This window comes from Tumidithrix helvetica PCC 7403, assembly GCF_965232925.1.
GTDB lineage: Bacteria > Cyanobacteriota > Cyanobacteriia > Pseudanabaenales > Pseudanabaenaceae > Tumidithrix > Tumidithrix helvetica.
Genome location: NZ_CBDDRA010000021.1, coordinates 67,084 through 90,759 on the forward strand (window position 1 = coordinate 67,084; position 23,676 = coordinate 90,759).

24 protein-coding genes are annotated in these 23,676 nt (G+C 46.0%); 13 read left to right on the top strand and 11 right to left on the bottom strand.

The features are described 5' to 3' along the window. Window positions 1-12 precede the first annotated feature (12 nt). Both ACP2WE_RS18530 and ACP2WE_RS18535 read right to left on the bottom strand, forming a co-directional pair. A complete protein-coding gene (locus ACP2WE_RS18530) occupies window positions 13-390 on the bottom strand; it encodes an STAS domain-containing protein (RefSeq protein ID WP_425217028.1) in 378 nt (125 codons plus the stop codon). A gap of 103 nt (window positions 391-493) precedes the next feature. Next, a complete protein-coding gene (locus ACP2WE_RS18535; protein ID WP_425217029.1) occupies window positions 494-2,902 on the bottom strand; it encodes an ATP-binding SpoIIE family protein phosphatase in 2,409 nt (802 codons plus the stop codon). A 175-nt stretch (window positions 2,903-3,077) separates the two neighbouring features. Here ACP2WE_RS18535 and ACP2WE_RS18540 point away from each other — a divergent pair, with 175 nt between their 5' ends. Further along, a complete protein-coding gene (locus tag ACP2WE_RS18540; protein ID WP_425217030.1) occupies window positions 3,078-3,746 on the top strand; it encodes a hypothetical protein in 669 nt (222 codons plus the stop codon). A gap of 133 nt (window positions 3,747-3,879) precedes the next feature. Here the strand turns inward: ACP2WE_RS18540 and patR are convergent, their stop codons facing one another. Then, entirely contained in the window at window positions 3,880-5,022 is a 1,143-nt protein-coding gene (gene patR / locus ACP2WE_RS18545; RefSeq protein WP_425217031.1) for a heterocyst master regulator PatR, read from the bottom strand. Between the two features lie 457 nt (window positions 5,023-5,479). On the opposite strand from patR, the gene gnd reads away from it, so the two are divergent. From gnd to ACP2WE_RS18560, 3 genes are all read left to right on the top strand, one after another. Beyond that, window positions 5,480-6,895, top strand: a complete 1,416-nt coding sequence (gene gnd / locus ACP2WE_RS18550) for an NADP-dependent phosphogluconate dehydrogenase (protein WP_425217032.1) — start codon at window positions 5,480-5,482, stop codon at window positions 6,893-6,895. A 212-nt stretch (window positions 6,896-7,107) separates the two neighbouring features. Beyond that, window positions 7,108-8,094, top strand: a complete 987-nt coding sequence (locus ACP2WE_RS18555; RefSeq protein ID WP_425217033.1) for an energy-coupling factor transporter transmembrane component T family protein — start codon at window positions 7,108-7,110, stop codon at window positions 8,092-8,094. Between the two features lie 46 nt (window positions 8,095-8,140). Next, on the top strand, window positions 8,141-9,310 hold the full coding sequence (locus ACP2WE_RS18560) for a CO2 hydration protein (protein ID WP_425217034.1): 1,170 nt from the start codon (window positions 8,141-8,143) through the stop codon (window positions 9,308-9,310). A 96-nt stretch (window positions 9,311-9,406) separates the two neighbouring features. Here the strand turns inward: ACP2WE_RS18560 and ACP2WE_RS18565 are convergent, their stop codons facing one another. Further along, window positions 9,407-10,681: a peptidoglycan-binding domain-containing protein gene (locus tag ACP2WE_RS18565; protein ID WP_425217035.1), complete on the bottom strand. Its 1,275-nt coding sequence runs from the start codon at window positions 10,679-10,681 to the stop codon at window positions 9,407-9,409. Window positions 10,682-10,924: 243 nt separating this feature from the next. Between ACP2WE_RS18565 and ACP2WE_RS18570 the strand changes: the two genes are divergently transcribed. Beyond that, window positions 10,925-11,242: a hypothetical protein gene (locus ACP2WE_RS18570; RefSeq protein WP_425217036.1), complete on the top strand. Its 318-nt coding sequence runs from the start codon at window positions 10,925-10,927 to the stop codon at window positions 11,240-11,242. Window positions 11,243-11,258: 16 nt separating this feature from the next. Here ACP2WE_RS18570 and ACP2WE_RS18575 read toward each other — a convergent pair whose 3' ends face one another. From ACP2WE_RS18575 to ACP2WE_RS18595, 5 genes are all read right to left on the bottom strand, one after another. After that, window positions 11,259-11,534: a MoaD/ThiS family protein gene (locus ACP2WE_RS18575; protein WP_330481898.1), complete on the bottom strand. Its 276-nt coding sequence runs from the start codon at window positions 11,532-11,534 to the stop codon at window positions 11,259-11,261. A gap of 201 nt (window positions 11,535-11,735) precedes the next feature. After that, a complete protein-coding gene (locus ACP2WE_RS18580; protein WP_425217037.1) occupies window positions 11,736-12,167 on the bottom strand; it encodes a type II toxin-antitoxin system VapC family toxin in 432 nt (143 codons plus the stop codon). Continuing rightward, complete coding sequence (locus ACP2WE_RS18585; RefSeq protein ID WP_425217038.1) at window positions 12,167-12,430, bottom strand: hypothetical protein; 264 nt, start codon at window positions 12,428-12,430, stop codon at window positions 12,167-12,169. The genes ACP2WE_RS18580 and ACP2WE_RS18585 overlap by 1 nt, the downstream gene beginning before the upstream one ends. A 157-nt stretch (window positions 12,431-12,587) precedes the next feature. Then, window positions 12,588-12,842 carry a Txe/YoeB family addiction module toxin gene (locus ACP2WE_RS18590; protein WP_425217039.1) on the bottom strand — a complete coding sequence of 85 codons (255 nt, stop codon included), beginning with the start codon at window positions 12,840-12,842 and terminating at the stop codon, window positions 12,588-12,590. Continuing rightward, a complete protein-coding gene (locus tag ACP2WE_RS18595) occupies window positions 12,839-13,090 on the bottom strand; it encodes a type II toxin-antitoxin system Phd/YefM family antitoxin (protein WP_425217040.1) in 252 nt (83 codons plus the stop codon). Before ACP2WE_RS18595 ends, ACP2WE_RS18590 begins: the two co-directional genes overlap by 4 nt. 173 nt (window positions 13,091-13,263) lie before the next feature. Here ACP2WE_RS18595 and dcd point away from each other — a divergent pair, with 173 nt between their 5' ends. From dcd to ACP2WE_RS18615, 4 genes are all read left to right on the top strand, one after another. Next, a complete protein-coding gene (gene dcd / locus ACP2WE_RS18600) occupies window positions 13,264-13,857 on the top strand; it encodes a dCTP deaminase (RefSeq protein WP_425217041.1) in 594 nt (197 codons plus the stop codon). Window positions 13,858-14,033: 176 nt separating this feature from the next. Next, the gene (crtD, locus tag ACP2WE_RS18605) at window positions 14,034-15,512 is read left to right on the top strand and encodes a C-3',4' desaturase CrtD (RefSeq protein ID WP_425217042.1); all 1,479 of its coding nucleotides are present in this window, start codon (window positions 14,034-14,036) and stop codon (window positions 15,510-15,512) included. 2 nt (window positions 15,513-15,514) lie between these two features. Further along, a complete protein-coding gene (gene ruvC, locus ACP2WE_RS18610) occupies window positions 15,515-16,000 on the top strand; it encodes a crossover junction endodeoxyribonuclease RuvC (protein ID WP_425217043.1) in 486 nt (161 codons plus the stop codon). 26 nt (window positions 16,001-16,026) lie between these two features. Further along, the gene (locus tag ACP2WE_RS18615; protein ID WP_425217044.1) at window positions 16,027-17,058 is read left to right on the top strand and encodes a glycosyltransferase; all 1,032 of its coding nucleotides are present in this window, start codon (window positions 16,027-16,029) and stop codon (window positions 17,056-17,058) included. Between the two features lie 398 nt (window positions 17,059-17,456). Here the strand turns inward: ACP2WE_RS18615 and ACP2WE_RS18620 are convergent, their stop codons facing one another. Beyond that, entirely contained in the window at window positions 17,457-18,032 is a 576-nt protein-coding gene (locus tag ACP2WE_RS18620) for an NUDIX hydrolase (RefSeq protein ID WP_425217045.1), read from the bottom strand. Further along, window positions 18,025-20,784, bottom strand: coding sequence for a DNA gyrase subunit A (gene gyrA / locus ACP2WE_RS18625; protein WP_425217046.1), 2,760 nt, complete (start codon window positions 20,782-20,784; stop codon window positions 18,025-18,027). The genes ACP2WE_RS18620 and gyrA overlap by 8 nt, the downstream gene beginning before the upstream one ends. A 167-nt stretch (window positions 20,785-20,951) precedes the next feature. On the opposite strand from gyrA, the gene ACP2WE_RS18630 reads away from it, so the two are divergent. The 4 genes from ACP2WE_RS18630 to ACP2WE_RS18645 all read left to right on the top strand — a co-directional run bounded on the left by ACP2WE_RS18630 (window position 20,952) and on the right by ACP2WE_RS18645 (window position 23,664). After that, window positions 20,952-22,097 (top strand): response regulator, encoded by a 1,146-nt coding sequence (locus ACP2WE_RS18630; protein ID WP_425217047.1) that lies wholly within the window; start codon window positions 20,952-20,954, stop codon window positions 22,095-22,097. 34 nt (window positions 22,098-22,131) lie between these two features. Then, on the top strand, window positions 22,132-22,500 hold the full coding sequence (locus tag ACP2WE_RS18635; protein WP_425217048.1) for a response regulator transcription factor: 369 nt from the start codon (window positions 22,132-22,134) through the stop codon (window positions 22,498-22,500). A gap of 150 nt (window positions 22,501-22,650) precedes the next feature. Further along, on the top strand, window positions 22,651-23,019 hold the full coding sequence (locus ACP2WE_RS18640; protein ID WP_330481932.1) for a response regulator transcription factor: 369 nt from the start codon (window positions 22,651-22,653) through the stop codon (window positions 23,017-23,019). A gap of 117 nt (window positions 23,020-23,136) precedes the next feature. After that, window positions 23,137-23,664 carry a chemotaxis protein CheW gene (locus ACP2WE_RS18645; RefSeq protein WP_425217049.1) on the top strand — a complete coding sequence of 176 codons (528 nt, stop codon included), beginning with the start codon at window positions 23,137-23,139 and terminating at the stop codon, window positions 23,662-23,664. Window positions 23,665-23,676 lie beyond the last annotated feature (12 nt).

The window sequence follows — 23,676 nt, forward strand, 5'->3', positions numbered from 1 at the left end:
ACAGAGATCGCCTCACTCATGTTCTTCTGTACCCCTGCGTTGCATGTTTGCCAAATAGGCATCGAGTTCCTCAATGTCCTGAAAAACCTCAGCGATCGGCACAGCCTTGACAATATCAAAAACCTTTTTAACTTGGGGACTGAGGTTGACAAAAAAAGCCTTGCCGTCTCTCGATTTCATCATCTTTCGCAGTTTGGCAAAAATTCTTAGCCCCGCGCTGGAAACAAAGCTAAGTGCCTGTAGATCGAGGATCAGGGTTGCGATCTCTGGACTGAGATGATTGTCGATGAATTCCTCTAGCTCTGGTGCTGTAATCGCATCGAGTTTACCATCGAGGACAAGGTATGAGGTGGTTGGTTCAGAGAGTTTTGTTGAGATTTTTAGGGTCATCGTTTTTCTTGGCTATTGGTTGAATACTGGTTAAATTGTTTAGTATTGTAAGTTTTTAATGGCTAAGCCTCAGTCCTGAAGCGATTGTAGACCACCACTAAGTTCATTTAGCGACAGTTAGGAAAATCGTCAGAATATTTTTGCGATCGCGATGCTCGTAGTCAACGCGATCGGCTAATTCGCGTACCAGATAAAAACCTAAACCGCCTGACTCGCGATCGCCATCCTCCATAGACAAGTCGGGGTCGGGGATTTCGGTGAGTGGGTTAAAGGGCTTGCCCCAATCCTCAAAGGTCATCTTTAAACGGGTGGGGCTAATCTTAACTTGCAGATCGATACGTTGGTGACTTTGGTTGTCATAGCCATATTGAATGATATTGACTAACACTTCCTCGACGATCAGTTGAGCGTCTTCAATCGATTCCACTGCCAACCCATGGGTCTGCAAGATTTCTCCTAAGCGTTGTTTGACCTTCTCTAATTCAGTTAACTCGCTATTAATCGTAATGATCAATTCCACAACTTCTACCTTCTGGGGAAAGGGACTAGAGGGCTGATATTGCAAGGCTAGTAAAGTTAAATCGTCTGATTGCGGCGCATCTCCCACAAACTGTCGATGGAAATGCTGAATGGTGCGGATCGCTCGGGCAGGGTTTGAGGGAGGATAGGATGCGATCGCATCGAGCAGTCTAGCTTCGGAAAATAGATCCCCATCTAGATTCATCGCTTCGGTAATCCCATCGGTATAGAGAACGATCAGATCGTTGTGCTGAAGCAAATACTCATATTCGGGAAAGATCGCATCTGCTTCAATTCCAAGGGGTGGGCCTGTTTCCACATCCAAAAATCGAACTTCCCCATCGCGTACCAGCAAGGGTGGATCGTGACCAGCACTGGCATAGTGTAAGGTTCCAGTATGCAGGTCTAGCAAGCCACAAAATAGCGTCACAAACAAGCATTCTTCATTATTGACACAGAGTTCGCGATTGACCGCACTTAAGGCTTTGACGGGCGTGCTCGTTTGCTTCACCATCGTTCGCATCAAGGTAACCGTTCTTGCCATCAAGAGGGCTGCTGGGATGCCTTTGTCAGCAACATCTCCAATGATGATGCACAGGCGATCGTCTTCCATTTGAAAAAAATCATAGAGATCGCCACCTACTAAACGGGCTTGTTCCAGTAAAGTCGAGAGCTGATACCGTCGGGTAGGACTATCAGCAACTGCAATTTTGGGCAACATAGAGTATTGAATTTGCCCTGCAATGGAAAGTTCGCTCTCCATTTTTTGCTTGGCAACCGTTGTTTCCTGTAACTTCTGAATATAGGTTCTCAGCGCATCGCGCATATGACGGAAAGAGCTTCCCAGTCGCCCGACTTCATCATGCTGAGAAATGATCGGCAATTTGGTGTCGAGGTTGCCCTGTGCAATGTCCTCTGTACTTACGATCAGGGCGCGGAGGGGGCGGGTAGTTCTGCGGGACACCAGTGCGATCGCCACGCACATAAACACCATATCTTTCGCCATTGATGCCACGATCAATAGGATAGCCTTGAGATGAACCTGCCAAAGTTCTGAGGCTGAGAAGGCGATACCGAATGTCCAATCTGTTACAGGTAAAGTAATAAACACGAGGATTCCTTGGGAATCCTTAAAAACTTTAGGAACAGTGGCTATATCCCAAGTAGATTGACTGAGTATGCTTGTATGCGCGGGAGAAACCCAAGGCAAGTTTTGAATGGATGCTATTTGAATGGATGCTGAAGGTCTCACCAACCATTGACTAGTTGGCAGATGGATAGCAAATGTTTTCCCCATCTTAACCCAAGCAACTTGGTCAATGATTGGGATCGAAATGGGGGAATAACTGCTTGCATATTTCTTGAGCCAGTCTAGGGTAATTTCGATCGCCAACATCCCTTGTACGCTTGGTTCTCGATCTAGCCTGTGAAGAAGAGGAACGCAATAGGCTGCGCTCAAGGATTCATTTAAGGAGCCAGTCAGCGAGTTTTGTGGATAGGGTTGCGTCCAAAAAGGCTGTGTTACGCCTGAAGTGCTTTGACAGTGGGCGATCAGATTGGTGATGTCGCGATCGCCAAACGCCCGATCTGCTCCATTACGATCGGAGCTTTGTCCAAATTGTTCGATGTCCGTACTGTTTGGCGTACGAATTGCCACAGCACTGACGATAGATTGCTGTACGATTGAGGTTAACAGAGGTGCGATCGCAGGCTCTTTGGGAAAATAATTCACTTGCCGTTCGGCATGAACTATCATCTGTGCGTTTAGTTCTATCGATCGCAAAACCCCTGAAACTTCGGCTGCAACTGTGTCAACTTGAGATTGGGCTACATTGGCGATCCATTTCTCGCCAAGCTCTTCGGCAACTTGGCGCATCCGCCAAAATGAGAGGCTGTAAATGAGAATCGCAGCAATCACACAGGCAAAAACTAGCCGATGGGTAATACTTCTAAATCGGAAGTGCTGCAATAGCTTCACTGATGACCTCACCATTCAATCATGATTATCGTAAGCCAAATCGATCGGATCGGCTCAAGCGATCGCCAAGATTAAAGAAATACCAATTCTTTGCTTTACTTGAATCCCGATCGCCCAATTCCGATGGAGATCCAAATTGGGTAAGTCTGCGTAATCCTAACTATCATTTCGATTCAAGATCGCGAGGTTTATGATGGCACTGCCGAATATTAGGGTGAGTGGATTGCTGCTGATGGTCGCAGGCATCTTATTTGGAAGCTTTATGTTCTTCCACCCCATCAACAATCCCCAAGGGGCACTTGAGGCAATTTGGGTTCCCGTCCATTCGATCTGGTTTATCGCCTATTTATTGATTATTATTAGCTTCTTGCCGATCTACAATGCGATCGCTTCGTTGGGTTCTCTCGCAATTCTAGGTTATTGGCTGTCTTTTTTAGGTACGGTGCTCTCTTTACCCATTGCCACATGGGATGCTTTTGCCATTCCCTATTTGGCGAAGCACGCACCCGATTTTATCCTTGAGATCGAAGAGAATTCTATGGAAACCTCTATCCTTGTGTATCGAGCGATCGTGTTTCTCACCATATTTCTGTTTTCGCTGGGTTTTATGCTCTATGGTGCTGCGATCGCGAAATCCTCCCAATTGCTCAAGTTTGCTGGCATCTGCCTTGCCTTAGGCGCACCAATATTTTGGATAGGCGCACTATTCGTCAGTAAAGGTTCGATGGGAAATATCGTTACAGAAATAGGTGCATTGCTATTTGGACTTGGGCTTACAGTTCTCGGTCAGTCTTTATTTGTGAATTCGAGTCAGTTCATCACCAAAGATGCATCAAGGATACAACCAATCGAGACTTGAAGTTTGTGAATGGAAATTATCATGACAAATAAGCACGGAATTGAGATTATCCCCTCACCTTCAGCCTAGCCATAGTTAGACAATTCAAGAGTAGGGGCAATTCGTGAATTGCCCCTACTCTTATCCCAACGACTTAGCTTGGATCGCTGTTGATCGGTGGCTGGGCGCGTTTGATAATCGGACGCGGACGATCTTCAGATCCACCTTGGCGAACAGGGGGTTTATAGGGTGCTGCTTGTGGATTCACAATTGTGACTTTGCCTGATTGGTCGATCACTTTTCTGGGCTTCGTGGAAAAAGTGCCTTTGTTTGGCGGTCTCCCACCAGGTTTGCGGAAAGGTTTTTTCATCGGAACTTGAGCGATAAACTGACCGTCGAGAATATTCAGGGCATTATTTTGCCGCTGCACGTTAATATCCCAAAACTGCCCCACAGCATTAGCAGGTAAAAGTCCAGTCAGTCTGAGCTTAAACTTGTTAAATGACTTGCCAGCATTTTTCTTTTTCTTATCAGGCTTTTGCTCGATCCGACACACTTTGATCAAAATCGAGTTATGTTCTACAGATTGCGCGATTACTTCACCCCGCACGGAGAAATAACCATCTTCAACCCCAGGATCGATGGGCTGATCGGATTTACCCATTTCGACAGGAGCCCAGACCCCCGCAATCTGAATATGCAAATCCCCCGTTTTATCATTGGTGCGTGGATAGACAACCCAAAGATATTCTTTCTCCATGTCAAGACGTTTTTTGACAATCGAGATAATTTTGCCTAGCAAAACCGCATCAATCACCGTGCCATCCGATGCGAACAGTTGCCCTTTGCTAAAGTTATCTTCTTGAGAAACATAGCGACCGCGAATGACGCCAATCGCACGATACTGCATGGCTTCCGTTGCAGGAGGAATGGGCTGTAACCTTTCTTTGTCTTCCTCATCAGTCAGATCGCCCGCATCAATTGTAGCGACTGCCTCTATTTGCCGATCGCTTTTTGGCGATTTAGATGCTGACAACACAGCCTTGGCAATCAACCGACTTTGACGCTCTTCCAAATTACCCTGCCCAGAACTGTTATCGATCGCGGCATCATTAGGCTGCTCGGGTTCGCTACTTTTAGGTTTAAGCGGGTCGACCGGCTCGATGGGTGAAGGGCTGATCACTTTTATGACTTCTAACTTTTGCGACTCTCTGGCTGGAGGTTGAGGCGGATGCGATCGATTGAGAGGACGGTTAGCTAAATTATCAGGTTTATTAGGTTTATTAATCTTGCTCATGATAACCTCCAAATCACCCCAAGCCTAGGTGATGTCTAGACCAAACAGGTATAAAACAACTTAAACTTAAATGAGTTACGTTAGAAAAGTCCGCTACAGAAGCCTTTCCCCCCTAAAACGCACCATAATTTTGGCCGATTTGCCAAGATTTCAGGAACGACGTTACACATTTAGATAAATATACACCCTTATCAAGCCGTGAGATAGAACCTGCTGAGAGAAAGTGTCAAAACTGTACGATCTGCGACAAATAGACAGTCAAGGTATTAAGGATTAACAAAGGATTGCTAGGGGTTAAGCTTAGAGCGATTAGGATAAATTTGTCCTGAAGCTGGATTACTGTTTTAATGACAATCTTAAAATTTGTACTTAATAGTTAAGAAGTGATTAAGAAAAAGGCATTAAAACAGGGCAAATCAGGATGACAGAGCGAAAACCTATTCACTGAGATTATTTTATGACATCTGATAAACAAAGCTTCGGTCTAATTGGTCTAGCTGTCATGGGTGAGAACCTTGCATTAAATATTGAGCGTAATGGGTTCTCAATTGCTGTTTACAATCGCAGTCGTGACAAAACTGATAAGTTTATGGAAACGCGGGCTGCGGGCAAAAATGTCAAACCCACCTATACAATTCCAGAACTCGTTGCCTCCCTAGAGCGTCCCCGCCGCGTCATGATTATGGTAAAAGCGGGCGCACCTGTCGATGGTGTGATTAATGAGCTTAAACCATTGCTCGAACCAGGGGACATCATTATTGATGGAGGCAACTCCCTATATACGGATACCGATCGCCGCACGGTCGAACTAGAGCACGCAAATCTCCAGTTTATTGGCATGGGCGTGAGTGGTGGCGAAGAAGGCGCTTTGAACGGACCTAGTCTGATGCCTGGCGGACAAAAAACTGCCTATGCTGAAATTGAAAGCATTGTCACCAAAATTGCGGCGCAGGTTGATGGTCCCTGTGTTACCTACATTGGACCTGGCAGTGCGGGGCATTACGTCAAAATGGTACATAACGGCATTGAGTATGGCGATATGCAGTTGATTGCCGAAGCCTATGACCTGCTCAAAACTGGTTTGGGCATGGAAGCCGCCGAACTCCACGAAACCTTTAATGCTTGGCGATCGACCGAACTAGACTCATTTTTGATCGACATTACCGCCGATATTTTTGCCAAGATCGATGACGAGACGGGCGATCCGTTAGTAGACAAAATTATGGATGCGGCTGGACAAAAAGGCACAGGTAAGTGGACTGTCCAAAGTGCTTTCGATCTAGGTGTCCCCATTCCTACGATGATCGCGGCTGTGACGGCAAGGGTAATGTCTTCTTACAAAAAAGAGCGGGTTGCAGCTTCGCTGGTACTAACGACATCGAGCCAAGCGAAATATGAGGGCGATCGCGCCGAGTTTACCAATGCGGTGCGAGATGCGCTGTACTGCTCCAAAATTTGCTCTTACGCTCAGGGGATGGCACTGTTGGCGGCTGCCTCTAAGGAGTTTAAGTATGAGTTAAACCTCGGTGAAATTGCGCGAATTTGGAAAGGTGGCTGTATTATTCGTGCTGTCTTTTTAGACAAGATCAAAAATGCCTTTGTGCGCAATCACGAGCTACCAAACCTGCTCGTCGATCCGGACTTTAAGCAAACGATCTTAAGCAAAGAGGCGGCATGGCGCAAAGTCGTTCAGGCAGCAGCACAGTTGGGGATCGCCATTCCTGCCTTTAGTGCTTCTCTAGACTATTTTGATAGCTATCGCCGCGATCGCTTGCCCCAAAACCTCACCCAAGCCCAACGCGATTACTTTGGCGCTCACACCTACGAGCGAATCGACAAGCCAGGTTCTTTCCATACGGAATGGACAAAATAAGTCAAAATTAAGTGATTATTCCTTGCCCCTCTTCTAGGCATTTAGGAGAGGGGCTTTTGTGGCAGGTAGCTAGGTTATCCCAAAAATCCCCCGTTGGGGAAGTGTCCCTGTGCCTGCCCTGTGGGATCTAAAGCAACCATAGAGGGATTGCCCATATAGGAAATCTTCCTATTTGCGACAAATTTAATTGAAATTGGTATAAGGTTTATTACGTGGACATCCTGCGATCGCTTCCTATAGGGCTTTATCTAGAGCAGCCAATTACTTGGCTGCACAGACTCGATCCGAGAATTAAGCTATTTGCGCTGTTAACCTTTTTGCTCTCCCCGATCCAAGCCAACCAAACGTGGCGGATCTCGATGGTGGGTATCTTAATTGCGCTTACCATCTCTACACGAGTGCCTTGGCGCGTTTGGAAACAGCAGATGGGGTTATTGCTGTTGCTGGCTTCTATGACCTTACTGATTGCCACCTTTTCGCCTGATGGTTTAAATGTCAACCCCCAGCCTCGCCGCCCCTCTATCGATAGCATTGCGGCGGCACGCATTCCTTTGGGAATCGCGACGACCCCAAGCAAACCGATCCTGCCCCAAATATTCCAAACACTTGCACCTGAAGTGCAACCAGTCCCAGCTCCAGCACTACCCCAGCCAAATCCTTATAAATATGTCCTGTGGAAAGCAGGGGGGCTGCAAGTGACGCGGCGATCGCTCGATCTCGGCATCCGCGTCAGTACGTTAATTTTCACCTTTCTTTATGCGCCCACCCTATTTTTATTAGTCACCTCTCCCGAAGAAATTACCGCAGGCATCACGGCTCTGACCTTACCGCTTCGCCGCCTTCGTATACCCATCGTCGAAATTACGCTGACCTTGACCTTAGCCTTACGATTTGTACCCCTGGTACTAGAGGAAGTTCAAAATTTGGCAAGGGCAATGCGAACGAGGGCGATTAACTGGAAACGATTGGGGCTTAAGCGCTCAATTCAAATTTGGATCTTATTGTCAGAAAGGCTGATTGACAATTTGTTTATCCGAGCCGATCAGACGGCGAATGCTATGCAAATTCGAGGTTTTACGACACCTAATACCCATCAAGTCCGCTGGAATCCGCTTAAACTTGTATTTCGAGACATCCTAACAGCCCTGATCTTGCTGCTGGCTTGGGGGATAAGGATCTGGTTAGCGGGGGAAGGTTAGATAAGTTGTCTGAGTTTTTGGTTCAAGAGCTTGATAAAATGAGCGAATGAGCACTACTAGAAACCCCCTTAACCCAAGCTTGACCGAAATTTTAGATCGCCTCCAAACAGGTGGGGCACTCCTACCTGAGTCTAAAGAAAATCTCATGGAGGTGGTCGGCATTCTCAAAAGCTACGGTCATGTGCTGGATGCTTATTGGCGGAACTTGACCTATATCTCCGAAAGTCAGTTTTTAGTACTTTTTCCCTTCTTTAAGTACTTTAACGGTGAGGTTTCGGCAAAAAAACTACTTCAGCATTTGTGGCACGATCGCATCAATCTTGAGTTTTCAGAATATTGCATGAGAGCGATGCTCTGGCATGGTGGCGGTGGGCTCGACAAATATTTGGACTCCGAAGAATTTAGCCAGAAAGTAGAAGTGGCGATCGCTGCCAAACTCAAGGGGAATTTCTTGATGCAAGGTTTACATCGACTATTTCCCAATTTCTTGCCCGAACAGATGCGGCAAATGGCGTATTATCATGCGCTTGGCTTTTTTTGGTCGTTTATGTCGCCGATGTTTTTAGATCTCAGCGATCGCTACGATCGTGGCGAAATTCAAACCATTGCGGATGTGGTGAATCATGTAATTGCTGGTTTGGTAGGGGCAGCCCCAAAACCATTTACCTATACTGTCAAGATTAAAGGACAAGATTATGAGATCGTGCCAGCTTCCGCAGGACTAAATTTTCTCAACGATACGGCGATTCCCTATGTAGAAGCTGTCTTTTTTCGCTCTTTTCCTTTTCGTGGAACGATCTCGTATAACGCGCAAGATAATTTTAGGGATAATGCTTTGGTGCAAAAAATCCCCTATGAAATTTCGCAGTTTAACTACGGTGTTTTATATGCCGATCCCTTGCCAGTTGGTGGAGCTGGAATTCCACCCACATTGTTGATGCAGGATATGCGTCATTTCTTGCCTAAATATCTGCATGATTTCTATAAGTTAGGTGTTCGCGGCGAAATCGATCTGCGCGTAAAAATTTGCGTATCCTTTCAAAAGTCGATGTTTTGCGTAACGACTGCCGCAATTAAAGCCCTAGCTCCCTTCCCGATCGATACCCAAGACCCCGAACAGCAAGCAGCCAATCGCAAATATTTACAGGGATGGCTCAAGCGTCTGGCAGCATCTCGCGTTCTCACCGTCCAAGACATTACCGTGCTGAACGTTTAGCTCGTGAAAATTCTGGGCATCAAAATAGCTTTTGCTATTTTGATGCTTACAGCCCTAGATCTCACGGGATAGGGTAATTTGCTTGCTGGAAATCTTTTAAGCCCTTAAAGCCGCAAGGGTTTTTGCACCCGCAATGCCATCTTCAGGTAAATCGAAAAATCTCTGGGCATATTTTACCGCCTCAATGGTTGATGGACCGTAAATGCCATCAATTGAACCATCGTAAAAGTGTCCAGCGGTTAAAAGTTTTTGCAGTTCAATCACATCAGCCGTGCTCATGCTACTTGGATTGCTGCTGCTGGTCGAACCACCGCTCGTCGCAGGAGGCTTAACATCTCCACTGTTAGCAGCAACAGGTGTAGTATCGCCGCTACTTGTGGGAGTCGTAGGTTTAACATCTCCATTTGCTTTTGTATCGCCGCTACTTGTGGGAGTCGTAGGTTTAACATCTCCACTGTTGGTGGCAACAGGTTGGGAAGCCCCATCACGTTCTAGTGCCGATCGCGTTTTCACCCCAGCAATACCATCTACCTCCAAGCCATAAAATCTCTGTGCAGCCAGAATCGCTGCGTTGGTTGCAGGCCCTTTAATGCCATCGATCGCACCGCGATAGAAACCTCGGGTCGATAGTAAAGTCTGCAAATCTACAACGGACGAACTACTGACATTCGTGACAGGAGGTGTGGTAGAAGCAGGAGGTGTAGAGGGATTAGAGTCCCCTGACAAATTATAGGGATCGGCTTGGAGTGAGGCGATCGTTTGAGAACCCGCGACACCATCCACCTCTAAACCGTAAAATGTTTGCGCTTGTAGAATTGCGGCTTCGGTTGCGGGACCTTTAATGCCGTCGATCGCCCCGTGATAAAATCCTCGGCTTGAAAGCAGGGTCTGCAAATCGACGGTAGTTGAACTACTAACAGGCGTCACAGGCGTAGAGTCGGGCACAGAAGGATTTGAGCTGCCCCCAACGTCATAGGTATCATTTTGAAGTGCGGCAAGGGTCTGAGAACCTACGACACCATCCACCTCTAGCCCGTAATAGGTTTGTGCTTTGGCGATCGCGGCTTCTGTTGCCGATCCCTTAATTCCATCGATCGCCCCAGGATCGAAGCCTCGTCTTGCCAATAGACTTTGCACAAAAGATATATCAGAGGAGGAACCACCTGAAGCTAAGGCTGCCCGAACGGGAACTGTACTAAGGCTAACCGCTAACGTACTTGCTGCGAGTCCCGTGCATAGGATTGTTTTTGCAACACCTGCTGACTCAACCGTTGCATTCAAAGCCGCACAATTTAAGTCAGGATCGATGTCAATTCCTTGCTCTACTTGCTCTTGTACGAGCGCACCATGGAGATAAGCGACAAATTCCATACTGATACATCCACTCAGGTAAGGCGATGGTTATATGAATATTTTAGGGGAATTTACATGACAAAACATTAAAGTGACAGAAAAAGTCATCGATCGCTACTTTTTAGTCAGAAAATTTCGTCATACTAGGTCAGTTCTTTCTGAGATTCTCTGCACCAACCTTTAGCACGAATTTAAAGTGAATTTAGATTCTACGCTTACAATGAATTTCGGTACTCGATTACACAGAAAATTGGCTTAATTATGAATGCAGCCTTACTCATCGGAGCACTTGTTGTTTCCGTTTTGCTGATTTGGGGATTACTGAGCATCATCAAAACCACGTTTAAAACTGCCTTGCTCGTTGCGCTTGTGGTGTTTGGGCTTCAGATTGTTACAGGGATAGGTCCATTACAAGTGTTTCAACAAGTAGGAAATTTTGCTAGCAGCGCACTCAGTGGAATTTCAGATTGGTTGCGAAACTGGGGTGGCAACTACAAACCACCCTCAGATTTCAATAAGGGTAAGCAGACGCTTGAGTGGATACTACAACAAGCGCTTGCTTCACTATCGTCAGATTAAGCAATTAACTATCGACTCAACCGCCAGCGATGGCTGGAATAATGCTGACTTCATCGCCATCGCTGAGTGCGGTATTCGCGCCATCAAGAAAACGAATGTCTTCGCTATTTACGTAAAAGTTAACAAAGCGGCGGAGATTACCTTGCTCGTCGCAAATACGAGCTTTGATGCCAGGACAGTTAGCCTCTAAGGAGTCCAGCATTTCTTGAACATTTGCCCCTTGACACTCTACAGTGGCTTGATTGTTGGTGAGTTGTTGCAGAGGTGTGGGAATAAGAACTTTAACAGCCATATCGTTTAATAAATTCCGAACAATTAAAACAGGCTTACCGATTATAAACTACTAGCCCACAAGTTCGGGATTATTGCCGTTTTCTTTAAGTGGCGAAAAAACTTGATAAATCACTTGGTAACTGCCACTTGTTTCTGTGGGAATATCGCTGTTTTTTGCTCAAACTTTAAAATAATGAAGCCGAAACAAGAGATTTGACCGTCAATCAAATGGTAAAAATATGCGCTCAAAGGGTTGTTTGCGATATCGCCGATAAATGTCAAAATCACTGTCTAATGTAGCGATCGCAGAAATATTTAACCTTTCAGAAATTGAAATTAGCGATAGGTCGGCAAAGTCGGCTGGCAAGTCTGCATATTGCTCGTTAAGTTCTCTCATGCGGCTAAAATCTTCGGATATTAGTGGAATGCATCGATAAAGCTTTTGGGCTAAGTCATTGAGAAATTCATTTTGGGTGCGATAGTCTCTGCTCAACAGATACATTACTTCCGTTACGCAAGCTGAGGTGGTAATTAGTTCGCTTGAGCATTCTTCAAAAAATTTACAAACGGCGGTGTGATAGTTATCTCTAGCGCTGTAATATGCAAACAGAATACTGCTATCGGTAAGAATTACGGGCGGATATTCTTGCATTAATTAGATTTTTGATGATGGCTTTGAATGTGTTCTAAGATGGCTTTTTTGCGATTTTCGCGTAACGATGCATCAGGAGCTGCATCTTGTAGCAGGTTCGCAGGATGTCCGCCTCTTCTTTGGGCTAGGGTTTGGCGGGGTTTTAGGGTTTGCCAATGTTGATAGATGAGTCTTTTTAGAAGTTCTTCGGAGGTGCTATTCTCTTGAGCGATAATTTCTGCTAAATAGCCTTCTGTTTCTCGATCTAGATTGATGGATATCATCTTTTTGATTAATGGGTTTTGTTAATTATAAAATACGAATTGGGAATTATAAATTTTCAACCCGCTCAACAATGGCACGTTGAATATAAGGTAAGTCATGGAAAAGAAAACAAGCCTATGAAATCACAGCCACAAATGAGAATCCACTTTCAATCATTCAATAATGATAACGAAGTTGAGCAATCAGCAAGGAATCGGCTTCAACTTTGTAAATGATGCGATGCTCATCATTAATCCGTCTTGACCAATAACCCGAAAAGCTATGTTTCAAGGCTTCTGGCTTACCAATTCCCTCATAGGGCGTTCGCTGAATTTCTTTGATGAGCGTATTGATTCGTGTGAGAATTTTTCGATCGGTGCGCTGCCAATATAGATAATCTTCCCATGCATCATCGGCAAAGATTACACTCATTCGATTAGTTCCCGTTCCCTGCCACCGCCAGATTCTAACTCAGCGATCGCTTTAATCAATCGTTGAGCATTCTTTGGACTCCGTAATAGATAAGCAGTTTCAACAAGCGATTCATAATCTTCTAGCGAAATAATCACCACGGAATTTTGATTTTGGCGAGTCACAATTACAGGTGCATGATCGTCACACACGCTTTCCATTGTTTTCGCTAGATTAGTGCGAGCATGGGTATATGTAATTGCTTTCATAATCAATGGCAAAATGCTTAATACGTACATTACATTGTACATATAGTCGCGAAAAGTCGGTTAGCTTTTCAAGCGATCGCTCAGTAACCCGTACATCCCTAAGGCGATCGCTTTCGAGATAGGATAGTCCTACCGTAAGGTTGATTGGCTAGATATTTTGAATAAAACGCTCAATGATTAAAAACGATTCTTGGATTATCGAAATGGCGGCAAAAGGCTTGATTACGCCGTTTGAACCCAGCTTAATTCGTCAGATACAGGTAGATGACCAGTCCCGTCGCGTGATTAGCTATGGTTTGTCTTCCTATGGCTACGATATTCGACTGTCCGCGAATGATTTTCAGGTATTTCGCCATATCCCAGGCACGGTGGTCGATCCCAAGAATTTTAACCCTGAGAATTTGGAGCGATCGCAGCTACATTCTGACGACAGCGGCAGCTACTTTATTTTACCCGCGCATTCCTACGGCTTGGGCGTTGCCCTAGAGCGAATTGAAGTTCCAGATAATGTCTCAGTAATCTGCATAGGTAAAAGTACTTACGCCAGAATTGGCTTGATTGCCAATCTCACCCCTGCGGAGGCTGGCTGGCGGGGACATTTAACCTTAGAATTTTCTAACTCATCGAGTGCTGACTGCCGCATTTATGCGAATGAAGGCGTCGTGCAATTGTTGTTCTTTGAAGGCGAACCCTGTGCGGTCAGTTATGAAACGCGCCGAGGTAAATATCAAGATCAACAGGAAATGGTTACACTGGCTAAAGTGTAAGCAGGTTTTTATAAGATAAATTTTCGACCATTCATCATGCTACCTGTGAACTTACCCATCGAACTTCCCCCTTTTAATTCCCCCTTACCAAGGGGGAAGACAAGAAATCTTGTTCTCTCCCCTTACCAAGGGGAGAGCTAGAGTGGGGTAAATTTTAAATCAATCATGCCTTAACTATGGCAAAGCAAAAGCGTGTAATTGTGATTGGGGCTGGTATTGGGGGGCTCACCGCAGGGGCGTTATTGGCGCACCGAGGGTATGAAGTTCAAATTTTTGACCAAGCGATCGCACCAGGAGGCTGTGCTTCCACGTTTAAACGACGCGGCTTTACCTTTGATGTGGGGGCGACGCAAGTTGCAGGCTTGGAAGTAGGGGGGATTCACCATCGCATTTTTACAGAATTAGGCATCGAAATTCCCGCCGCGACCTACTGCGATCCTGCCTGTGCCGTATATCTGCCTAACGAAAGCGAACCGATTAATATCTGGCGCGATCCGCAACAATGGAAAGAAGAACGGCAACGACAGTTTCCCCATAGCGAACCCTTTTGGCAGTTTCTCACCGATCTGTTTCAGCCCAGTTGGCGGTTTCAGTCTCGCGAACCAGTTTTGCCACCCCGTAGTTTGTGGGATCTCTGGCAATTAATCAAAGCTGTTCGCCTCGATACGCTGCCCACGATGCCCTATACCTTCTCCACAGTCGGTGATGCTCTGAGAGGCTTTGGTTTGGCAAGCGATCGCCGCCTGCAGACATTTCTAGATTTGCAGCTAAAACTCTATTCGCAAGTCAATGCCGAAGAAACGGCGTTGCTCTATGCCGCCACCTCTATGGCGGTGTCGCAATCCCCTTTAGGCTTGTTCCATTTAAAAGGGAGTATGCAGGTTCTCTCCGATCGCTTGGTCGAGGCGTTAGAACGGAAGGGGGGCAAGTTATTCATGCAGCACTCTGTGGAAGCGATCGAGCCCAAACAGCCACCCCAAGTAAAAGTGAAGAATCAACGCACTGGCGAAACTTGGTGGGAACCTGCCGATTGTGTGGTGGCAAATGTCACCGTACAGAATTTGTTGAAACTTTTGGGAAGTCAAACTCCGACTAGATATCGAACGAGAGTGGAAAACCTAAAACCTGCGTCGGGTGCCTTTGTGGTCTATTTAGGTGTCGATCGCGCTGCCATTCCCGATTGCTGTCCGCCCCATCTACAGTTTCTCGATGACTATGAGAGTTCGCGCTCTCTATTTGTTTCCGTAAGTCAAGAGGGAGACGGACGCGCACCCGCAGGCAAAGCTACAATTATTGCCTCGGAGTTTACCGATGCCAAGGCTTGGTGGGAATGCGAAGATTATGAAGCACTGAAACAGCAGTTTACCGATCGCGCGATCGCGCAGCTAGGCAAATACTTCAACCTTGAGGGCACAATTCTCTATATGGAAGCAGGTACACCCCGTACCTTTGCCCGTTATACGGCGAGAGAGCAAGGCTTTGTGGGTGGGATTGGTATGCGCGTTTCCACCTTTGGCCCTTTTGGGTTTGCCAATCGCACGCCGATTCAGCATGTCTGGCTGGTGGGAGATAGCACCCACCCCGGAGAAGGAACCGCAGGCGTGAGTTATTCCGCTCTGACGGTGGTGCGACAAATTCAGCAGGCAGATCGATAACTATGCGAATTATGGGCATCGATCCAGGCATTGCCACTTTGGGATTTGGCATTCTTGAAGTGGAAAAAGATACTGTACCGAAGTTATTGGAATTTGGTGTAATTCAGACGCCCAAAAATACGCCGATGGGCGATCGCCTCAAAACCATCTATGACGATATGCACACCCTACTGACGGAATGGCAACCCCAAATCGTAGGAATGGAAAAGCTCTTCTTTTATCGCATGGGGAATTTGATTAGCGTAGCCCAAGCCAGAGGTGTGGTTCTGCTCACCCTTTCCCAGCATGGCATTCAACCCGAGGAGTTTTCGCCGCCCCAGATCAAGCAAGCTCTGACGGGCTATGGCAGAGCCGATAAAGCCGAAGTCCAAGAAGCGGTGGCTCGGGAACTCAATCTTGACAAAATTCCTAAACCCGATGATGCTGCTGATGCGATCGCGATCGCTTTCACCTGCTATCTGTTTAATACGCTAGGCACTATATTGTAAGAAATTGAAAGCACAGGATTTTTGAGATGCGTATTCTTATAACCGCCGATCCTGAATTACCCGTACCGCCAAAACTCTACGGTGGAATTGAGCGAATTGTTGATGTATTGGTAACTGGTCTGCAAAATCGCAACCATGAAGTCGCTCTTGTCGCTCATCTTGACTCTACATCCCCTGCAAACAAATTGTTCGCTTGGAAAGGACAGAAATCGCAAAATAGGTTTGATACCTTCCAAAACACAGTTGCGTTATGGTCGGCAGTTCAAAACTTTCAACCTGATGTCGTACATAGCTTTTCACGCATCTTTTACCTGTTGCCAATCTTGCGCTCGCCTTTACCTAAAATCATGTCCTATCAGCGCAAACCTAGCGATCGCACTGTCAAGTTAGCAGCCAAAATAGCAGGTCGATCTCTTGTTTTTACAGGTTGCAGCGATAGTATTTGCAGAGTGGGGCGCAATGCTGGCGGAACTTGGCAAACGATTTATAATTGCGTCGATCTTGCGAAATATACATTTCAACCCACGGTCGCAACCGATGCACCGTTGGTGTTTCTAAGCCGCATCGAGCAAATTAAAGGAGCGCACACAGCGATCGCGATCGCACACAAGACTGGGCGCAGACTCATAATTGCTGGAAACTACGCTACTTCTGGGAAAGAAGGGAAATATTGGCAATCAGAAATCCTTCCACATTTGGGGAAAGGCAAGATTGAATATATAGGGACTGTAAATGACGAACAAAAAAATGCTTTACTCGGACGAGCATTAGCCCTACTGGTTCCCATAGAATGGAACGAACCTTTTGGGATTGTGTTTGCTGAGGCTCTAGCCTGTGGTACGCCCGTGATATCTTGCCCCAAAGGTGCATTGCCAGAGATAGTTCGACACGAGGTTGATGGCTTTTTGATTGATGGCGTAGAGGAAGGTTGTCATGCAGTACATAATATCTCTGAGATTCAACGCTCCAATTGTCATCATCGCGTAAAGCAACTTTTTTCTGCTGATGTAATTATCGAGCAATACGAACAGCTATATCAAAGAATGATGAAATTATGACTCCACTATCTTCAAAAGGTTTGAGCTGTCCTGTTTGCGAGACGAATATTTCTGAGCCGCTACTTTATAGCCGATCGCTTCGATTGGTTTTGGGGTGTAGATATGGCTGTTTATTACGAACCAAACTTTGAAAATCCAGAAGAGTTAAAAGCAGTTGTTCCCGATGGCTTTTTAGCATCAGGTGTTCCCAGACATCGTGGTGAAGGCGGGACTTGGAATTAGTGGTGATCGCAACGATCTGAGTGGTTGGGAACGTGATTGGCTGTATTGGTACGATTCCCCAAGAGGGATGCGTACCGCCGCAAAGGTGTGAGATATCCCACTGCTCAGGAACGGGCTGCTATTGCTGAGGCGATTGCGAAACAAGTAAGTTTTGCTCAACGAAGAGCGGAGGCGATCTATATTTTTAGATGTTTCAAGGCTAGATAAAAAGCGGTGATAGATTTTGCGTCTAGGCTGGTTGACTCAGAGCCAGAGTGGATTAGATCTTCTAGTTCGTCGCGATCGTACTGGACTACTTCTATCTCTTCATCATCATCTTGAGCAGGAGGATTTTCTAACTTCTCTAAATCTTGAGCGAGATAGGCATGAATCACCTCATCGGAATATCCTGGACAAATAAAGAACGTGCCTAGTTTTTGCCAGCGATGTGCGCGATAACCCGTCTCTTCCTCTAGTTCTCGATGAATTGTGATGTCGGGGGCTTCGTTGACTTCTAGCGTCCCTGCGGGAAATTCTAGCAAGTAACGTTGAATGGCAAAGCGATATTGTCTGACTAGGATAAACTTGCCGTCAGCGGTCACAGGAACGGCTAAGCCCGCACCAGGGTGTTTAATGTAGGCATATTCCCCTGTGACGCCATTGGGCAATAAGATTTTGTCAACACGATAGCTAAATTTTTTGCCATTGTGTTGCAAACGATTGTCGAGTAGTTGACTGGGGACAATCGTTTCTTTGGCAATATCTTTAGGCATCTGTATCAGCCTCTTCGGTATCATCGATATCAGCCGTACCATTCACTTCTGAAGTCTCTTCTAGATTAACTTCAGAATTTGCTTCAGAACTAACTTCAAGATTCGCCTCAGGATTCGCTTCAGAATCGATTTCCAGATTTAGATCGATAGCTTCAGCATCTTCTTCCTTAGCTGGAGGAACGAGGGTGACACCCACGATCGCATCCTCTGAATCTAATCTTTGCAAACGAACGCCTCGTGCCGTACGAGATTGACAAGCGATCGCATTCGTCACCTGACGCACGACAATGCCGCGACCTGTGGCGACGATCATTTCATCATCGGGATTGACCAAACGCAAGGCAGCAAGTTGATCTGCGCCTGTTTTAAATTTGGTTACCCTGATGCCCTTTCCTGCTCGCTTTTGAATGCGGAACTGATTGACAGGAACGCGCTTACCATAGCCACCGCGTGTCACTACTAGCACCCAAGGTCCTTGAGACTTATCGTCCTCTGGCGTTTCTTCTTCGCTGCCGATCTCAGCAGTAGCGTCCGTGACAACTTCACTCACAATTTCTACGGTTTCTAGATCCTCTTCTTCTACGGCTTCAATTTCGGCTAACCCCGCAGGCAAGATATCCATACTGATAATCTCATCGCCCTGACTCAGCCGCATCGATCGCACGCCGCGCGTATCGCGACCCATGGGTCGCAATTGCTCGTGGTCGGTACGGAAGCGAATCGCCATGCCTAATTTTGAGCCCACGATGATGCTGTTATCGGCTTTAGTGCGTCTAACCCAACGCAGTTGATCGTTTTCTTCTAAGGAAATCGCAATCAAGCCATTGGTGCGAATATTGGCAAAAGCCGAGAGCTTGGTTTTTTTGATGTAACCGCCCTGAGTCAACATCACCAAATATTCATCATCGGCAAATTCACTCACGGAAATTACAGAGGTGATATGTTCGTCCCCAGCAATTTGCAGCATCTGGACAACGGCTGTACCCCTTGCGGTGCGGCTTGATTCGCTAATTTCGTAGGCTTTGAGACTGTAGACCTTACCCCGATCCGTAAAAAACAGCACGCTATCGTGGCTGCGGCAGGCGAGGAAATGTTCCACCGCATCATCTTCTTTCATGGTTGTACCTGATTTGCCTCGGGTGGCACGGCTTTGTGCCGCAAAGGTATCCATCGGCAAACGTTTGATATAGCCCTGCTCGGTTACCAAGACCAAGGTTTCACGGTTGGCAATCAGGTCGGCAGTATTGATGTCTCCTTCCGTGGGCAAAATGCGGGTGCGGCGGGGTGTGGCAAATTCAGCTTTAATCGCTAAAAGTTCCTCGCGGGTAATCGTCAGAATGCGTTCGCGATTTGCCAAAATGTCTCTTAGATCGATGATTTTGGCGAGTAATTCCTCATGTTCCGCTTCAATCTTGTCTGCTTCAAGGGCAGTTAAACGACGCAACTGCATTTGCAAGATCGCATCGCATTGTAATTCTGACAGGCCAAAGTTGGCGATCAAGCCTTCTTTGGCAGCCGCCGAATCATCTGCTGCCCGAATCAGGGCAATCACGGCATCTAGATGAGAGAGGGCTGTAAGCAAACCTTGCAAGAGGTGGTCGCGTTCTTCAGCTTTACGGAGTTCGTACTGCGTCCGTCTCGTAATGACTTCATAGCGGAAATCTAAAAACTCCTGTAAAGCCCAAGAGAGGTTGAGCGTGCGAGGCTCTCCATTCACCAATGCCAGCATGTTGCAGCCAAAATTTGACTGTAAAGGTGTGGTTTTATAGAGATTATTCAGCACAACTCTAGGATAGGCATCTCGTTTTAGCTCAATTACTAAGCGCATTCCGTCGCGATCGCTTTCATCCCGAATATCAGAAATACCATCCAGCTTTTTGTCATTGACCATCTCGGCAATTTTTTCAATCAGAGCTGCCTTATTGGTTTGATAGGGCATCTCGGTGATAATAATTGCCTCCCTGTCTTGGCGACCAGGGGCAGTAATTGTCTCAAACTCTGCAACTGCCCGCATGGTGATCGAGGCACGACCCGTGGTGTAGGTGTCTCGAATCCCATCTGTACCTAAAATCAAAGCACCTGTGGGAAAGTCAGGACCTGGGATATAGCGAATTAGTTCGATATCGGTCAAACTCGGGTCGGCAATTAATGCCACGAGCCCATCCACAAGTTCGCCTAAATTATGGGGTGGAATATTGGTTGCCATACCCACAGCAATGCCCGACGAACCATTGAGCAGTAACTGGGGCACGCGGGCGGGTAAAACCAAAGGCTCTTGTTGCGAACCGTCATAGTTGTCGCCAAAGTTGACCGTTTCGCGATCGATGTCTTGCAGTAAACCAACCTGAGAAATTCGGGTCAAACGACACTCGGTATACCGCATCGCGGCGGCGGGATCGTTGTCCACACTGCCAAAGTTGCCATGCCCATCCACTAGGCGATCGCGCATCGAAAAATCTTGCGCCATGCGTACCAAGGCATCGTAGACGGCGGTGTCACCATGGGGGTGATATTTACCAATCACATCCCCAACCACACGCGCACACTTCCGAAAAGGTCGCTCCGCACTTAAACCTAGCTCGTGCATTGCATACAAAATACGCCGATGCACGGGTTTGAGTCCGTCTCTAGCATCGGGAAGAGCGCGACCGACGATCACGCTCATGGCATATTCTAAGTAAGACCTTGACATCTCACCCCGCAGATCAGTGGGGATAATCCGATCGTCATGAGGTTGAGCTGAATTGGTCATAGTGAATTTTTATGGTTTTGCCGTACTGAACTAAATTGACAAGCCACAATTTTTACGGCTGATGTCATGTCAATTATATTCGATCGAGGCGGCTTGGTAGACTTAAGGCAAAGGCATCGTACACTATAGTTACCTAATGCCCAGACATATCAACTCCTACGGTCGCAATGCAAGGTACTCTCAGAGAAATAGATGTCAACAGCATCATTAGGCTGATCGAATATGGTCAGCGATCTGGTGAACTGTTAATTGAGTCGAGTGCAGGTCAATTTTGGTACATTTTTTTCTGTAATGGCGAAATTGTTTATGCCACCGATCCCGATAGCAACCTAACGAGATTGCGAGATTATTTATTTGGTTTGAAACTAGATCGCGCATTTGAGCAAGTTATGACCTCCAAACTCGGCATTAATGTCTTGGAATACGGACAAATCTGGTCTTTGCTAGAGTCAAATATTCTCAGTACCAAACAGGCGATCGCGATCGTTGAAAATATGGTTTCCGAAGTCCTATTTGATGTGCTCAGCCTGCATAAAGGTACTTTTGTATTTGAAATGGGTTCAGCCCTTTCTCCTCAGCTAACATCGATCAAATTCTCCGCGATCGCCAGTGATATCGTGCGGCAAATTCAAACTTGGAAACAATTTCATCCCTACATTCAATCTCCCAACCAGCTTCCGATCCAACTCCAACCCGAAGCCATACCTCACCTCAGTCATTGGATTGACGGCAAAACCTCGATTCGCCAACTTGCGCGTTACTCAGGACAAAGCACGTTTAAAATCGCTGAGGTCATTTATACAGCGATCGGCAATGGTTTAGTCAGTCTAGCAAGCGTTTTACCAACCGTACCCGAAAAAGTCAAGCTAGAATCACCACGCATTATCTGTATTGACGACAGTATGACCATCTGTCGAACCGTAGAATATATTTTGCATAACCATGGGTACCAAGTTGCGGCAGTTTCAAGTCCCACCAAAGCTTTAAGTCTAGTATTTCAGCTCAAGCCCAATCTAATCCTTTGTGATATCACAATGCCAGATATTGATGGTTATGAGCTATGCGCCATGCTCAGAAAATCAAGCATTTTCTCACAAACACCCATTATTATGCTTACAGGAAAAGATGGATTTATTGACCGAGTCAAGGCTCGCATGGTTGGAGCCACTGAATACTTAACCAAGCCCTTTGGCGAAAAAGAACTCCTGACAATCGTAGAAAAACACTTAAATAATCAAGCTAAAAACAGTGAATTTATGGACAATATAGATGCCATGAATTTACAGTATGACCATAAAGATTTAAGCGTTTAAACCTGAGACAAGGAGAAATTAAAAGGAAAATCTGATGAGTAAAGTTTTGGTGGTTGAGGATAGTCCCCCGCAAAGAGAAATGATCACGACACTATTAAAAGATAGTGGACTCAATGTCATTTCAGCAGTTGATGGACAAGAAGCGCTAGAGCAGATCCAAAATTCCTGTCCCGATCTTGTGGTCATGGATATTGTCATGCCACGCATGAATGGCTACGAACTATGCCGTAGGCTAAAAACCGATCCCAAAACCGAGCAAGTCCCTGTAGTGATGTGTTCGACAAAGGGTGAAGAGTTTGACCGATACTGGGGAATGCGCCAAGGAGCAGATGCTTACATCGCCAAGCCGTTTCAACCACAAGAATTAGTTGGTACTGTAAAACAGCTATTAAGAAAAGGATAAAACGTGGTTTCCTATATAAATAGCGATCGCAGGGTTTTAATTCTAAATTAATTTAGGAAAGACCACTATGATAGATATATTTCCACTTGCCGAGGTTTAGTTAGATGTCTTAACTTACCATCTGAGGAAGCATACAAGGGACGTAAATTCATGGTCAAGGTTCTGGTAGTCGAAGATAGCGTTGCTCAGAGAGAAATGATTGCCGATCTTTTAAAAGATAGCGGTCTCAGTGTAACAGGAGCAAGTGATGGCGTTGAAGCACTAGAACAAATTAAGGGTTCCTGCCCCGATCTAGTCGTCATGGATATCGTCATGCCACGTATGAATGGCTATGAACTATGCCGCAGGCTAAAAACCGATCCCAAAACCGAGCAAGTCCCTGTGGTGATGTGTTCGACAAAGGGTGAGGAATTTGACCGATACTGGGGAATGCGGCAAGGGGCAGATGCCTACATTTCTAAACCGTTTCAGCCACAAGAATTGGTTGGTACTGTAAAACAGTTACTAAGAAAGGGTTAAAAATCAAAGTAATTCTTGATTATTTGAAGGCTGTTCGTTACTATCAATACTTTAAGATTTTCAAAAATTTTAAAAGTGTGTAAAGATTGGCATATTGTGAGGTAAAACTTCCTGAATATGGTAGGAAACCCAGACTTCTTTCCTGGAATCAGTCAGGATCAAGCATCTGATTTTGAAGAGGGGCTTGAGGCACCAGAAGGTGAGTTACATTTACGGTTCTTTGTTGCTTCTGGCGTGGAGTTTGCGCTGCCTGCTGTAGGTATAAAAGAAGTCCTAGAGTATCCACCCGATCGAGTTAACCCCATGCCTAATGTTTCTTCATTACTTTTGGGTACGATTAATGTTAGAGGCAGAGTTGTATGGGTTGGCGATCTAGGGCAGTTTTTAGGGGAAGCTGCTCCTGTAAATACCGATCGCGCTGAAGTTTCAATCATTGCGATTGAAGATCAGGGACTCATGCTTGGTTTGGCGGTTGAAAGTATTGGTGTCATGGCATGGCTCGATCCCGATCAACTTAAAGTTTCTAGAACAAACCCTGATAGTATGGCTCCGTTTGTTAAAGGTGAATGGTTATTAGAAGATGGTTCTGCTTTAAAGCTTTTAGATCAGGTTAATATTTTACGCTCAGCGCGTTGGGCATCTTAGGTTAGGTTGCAT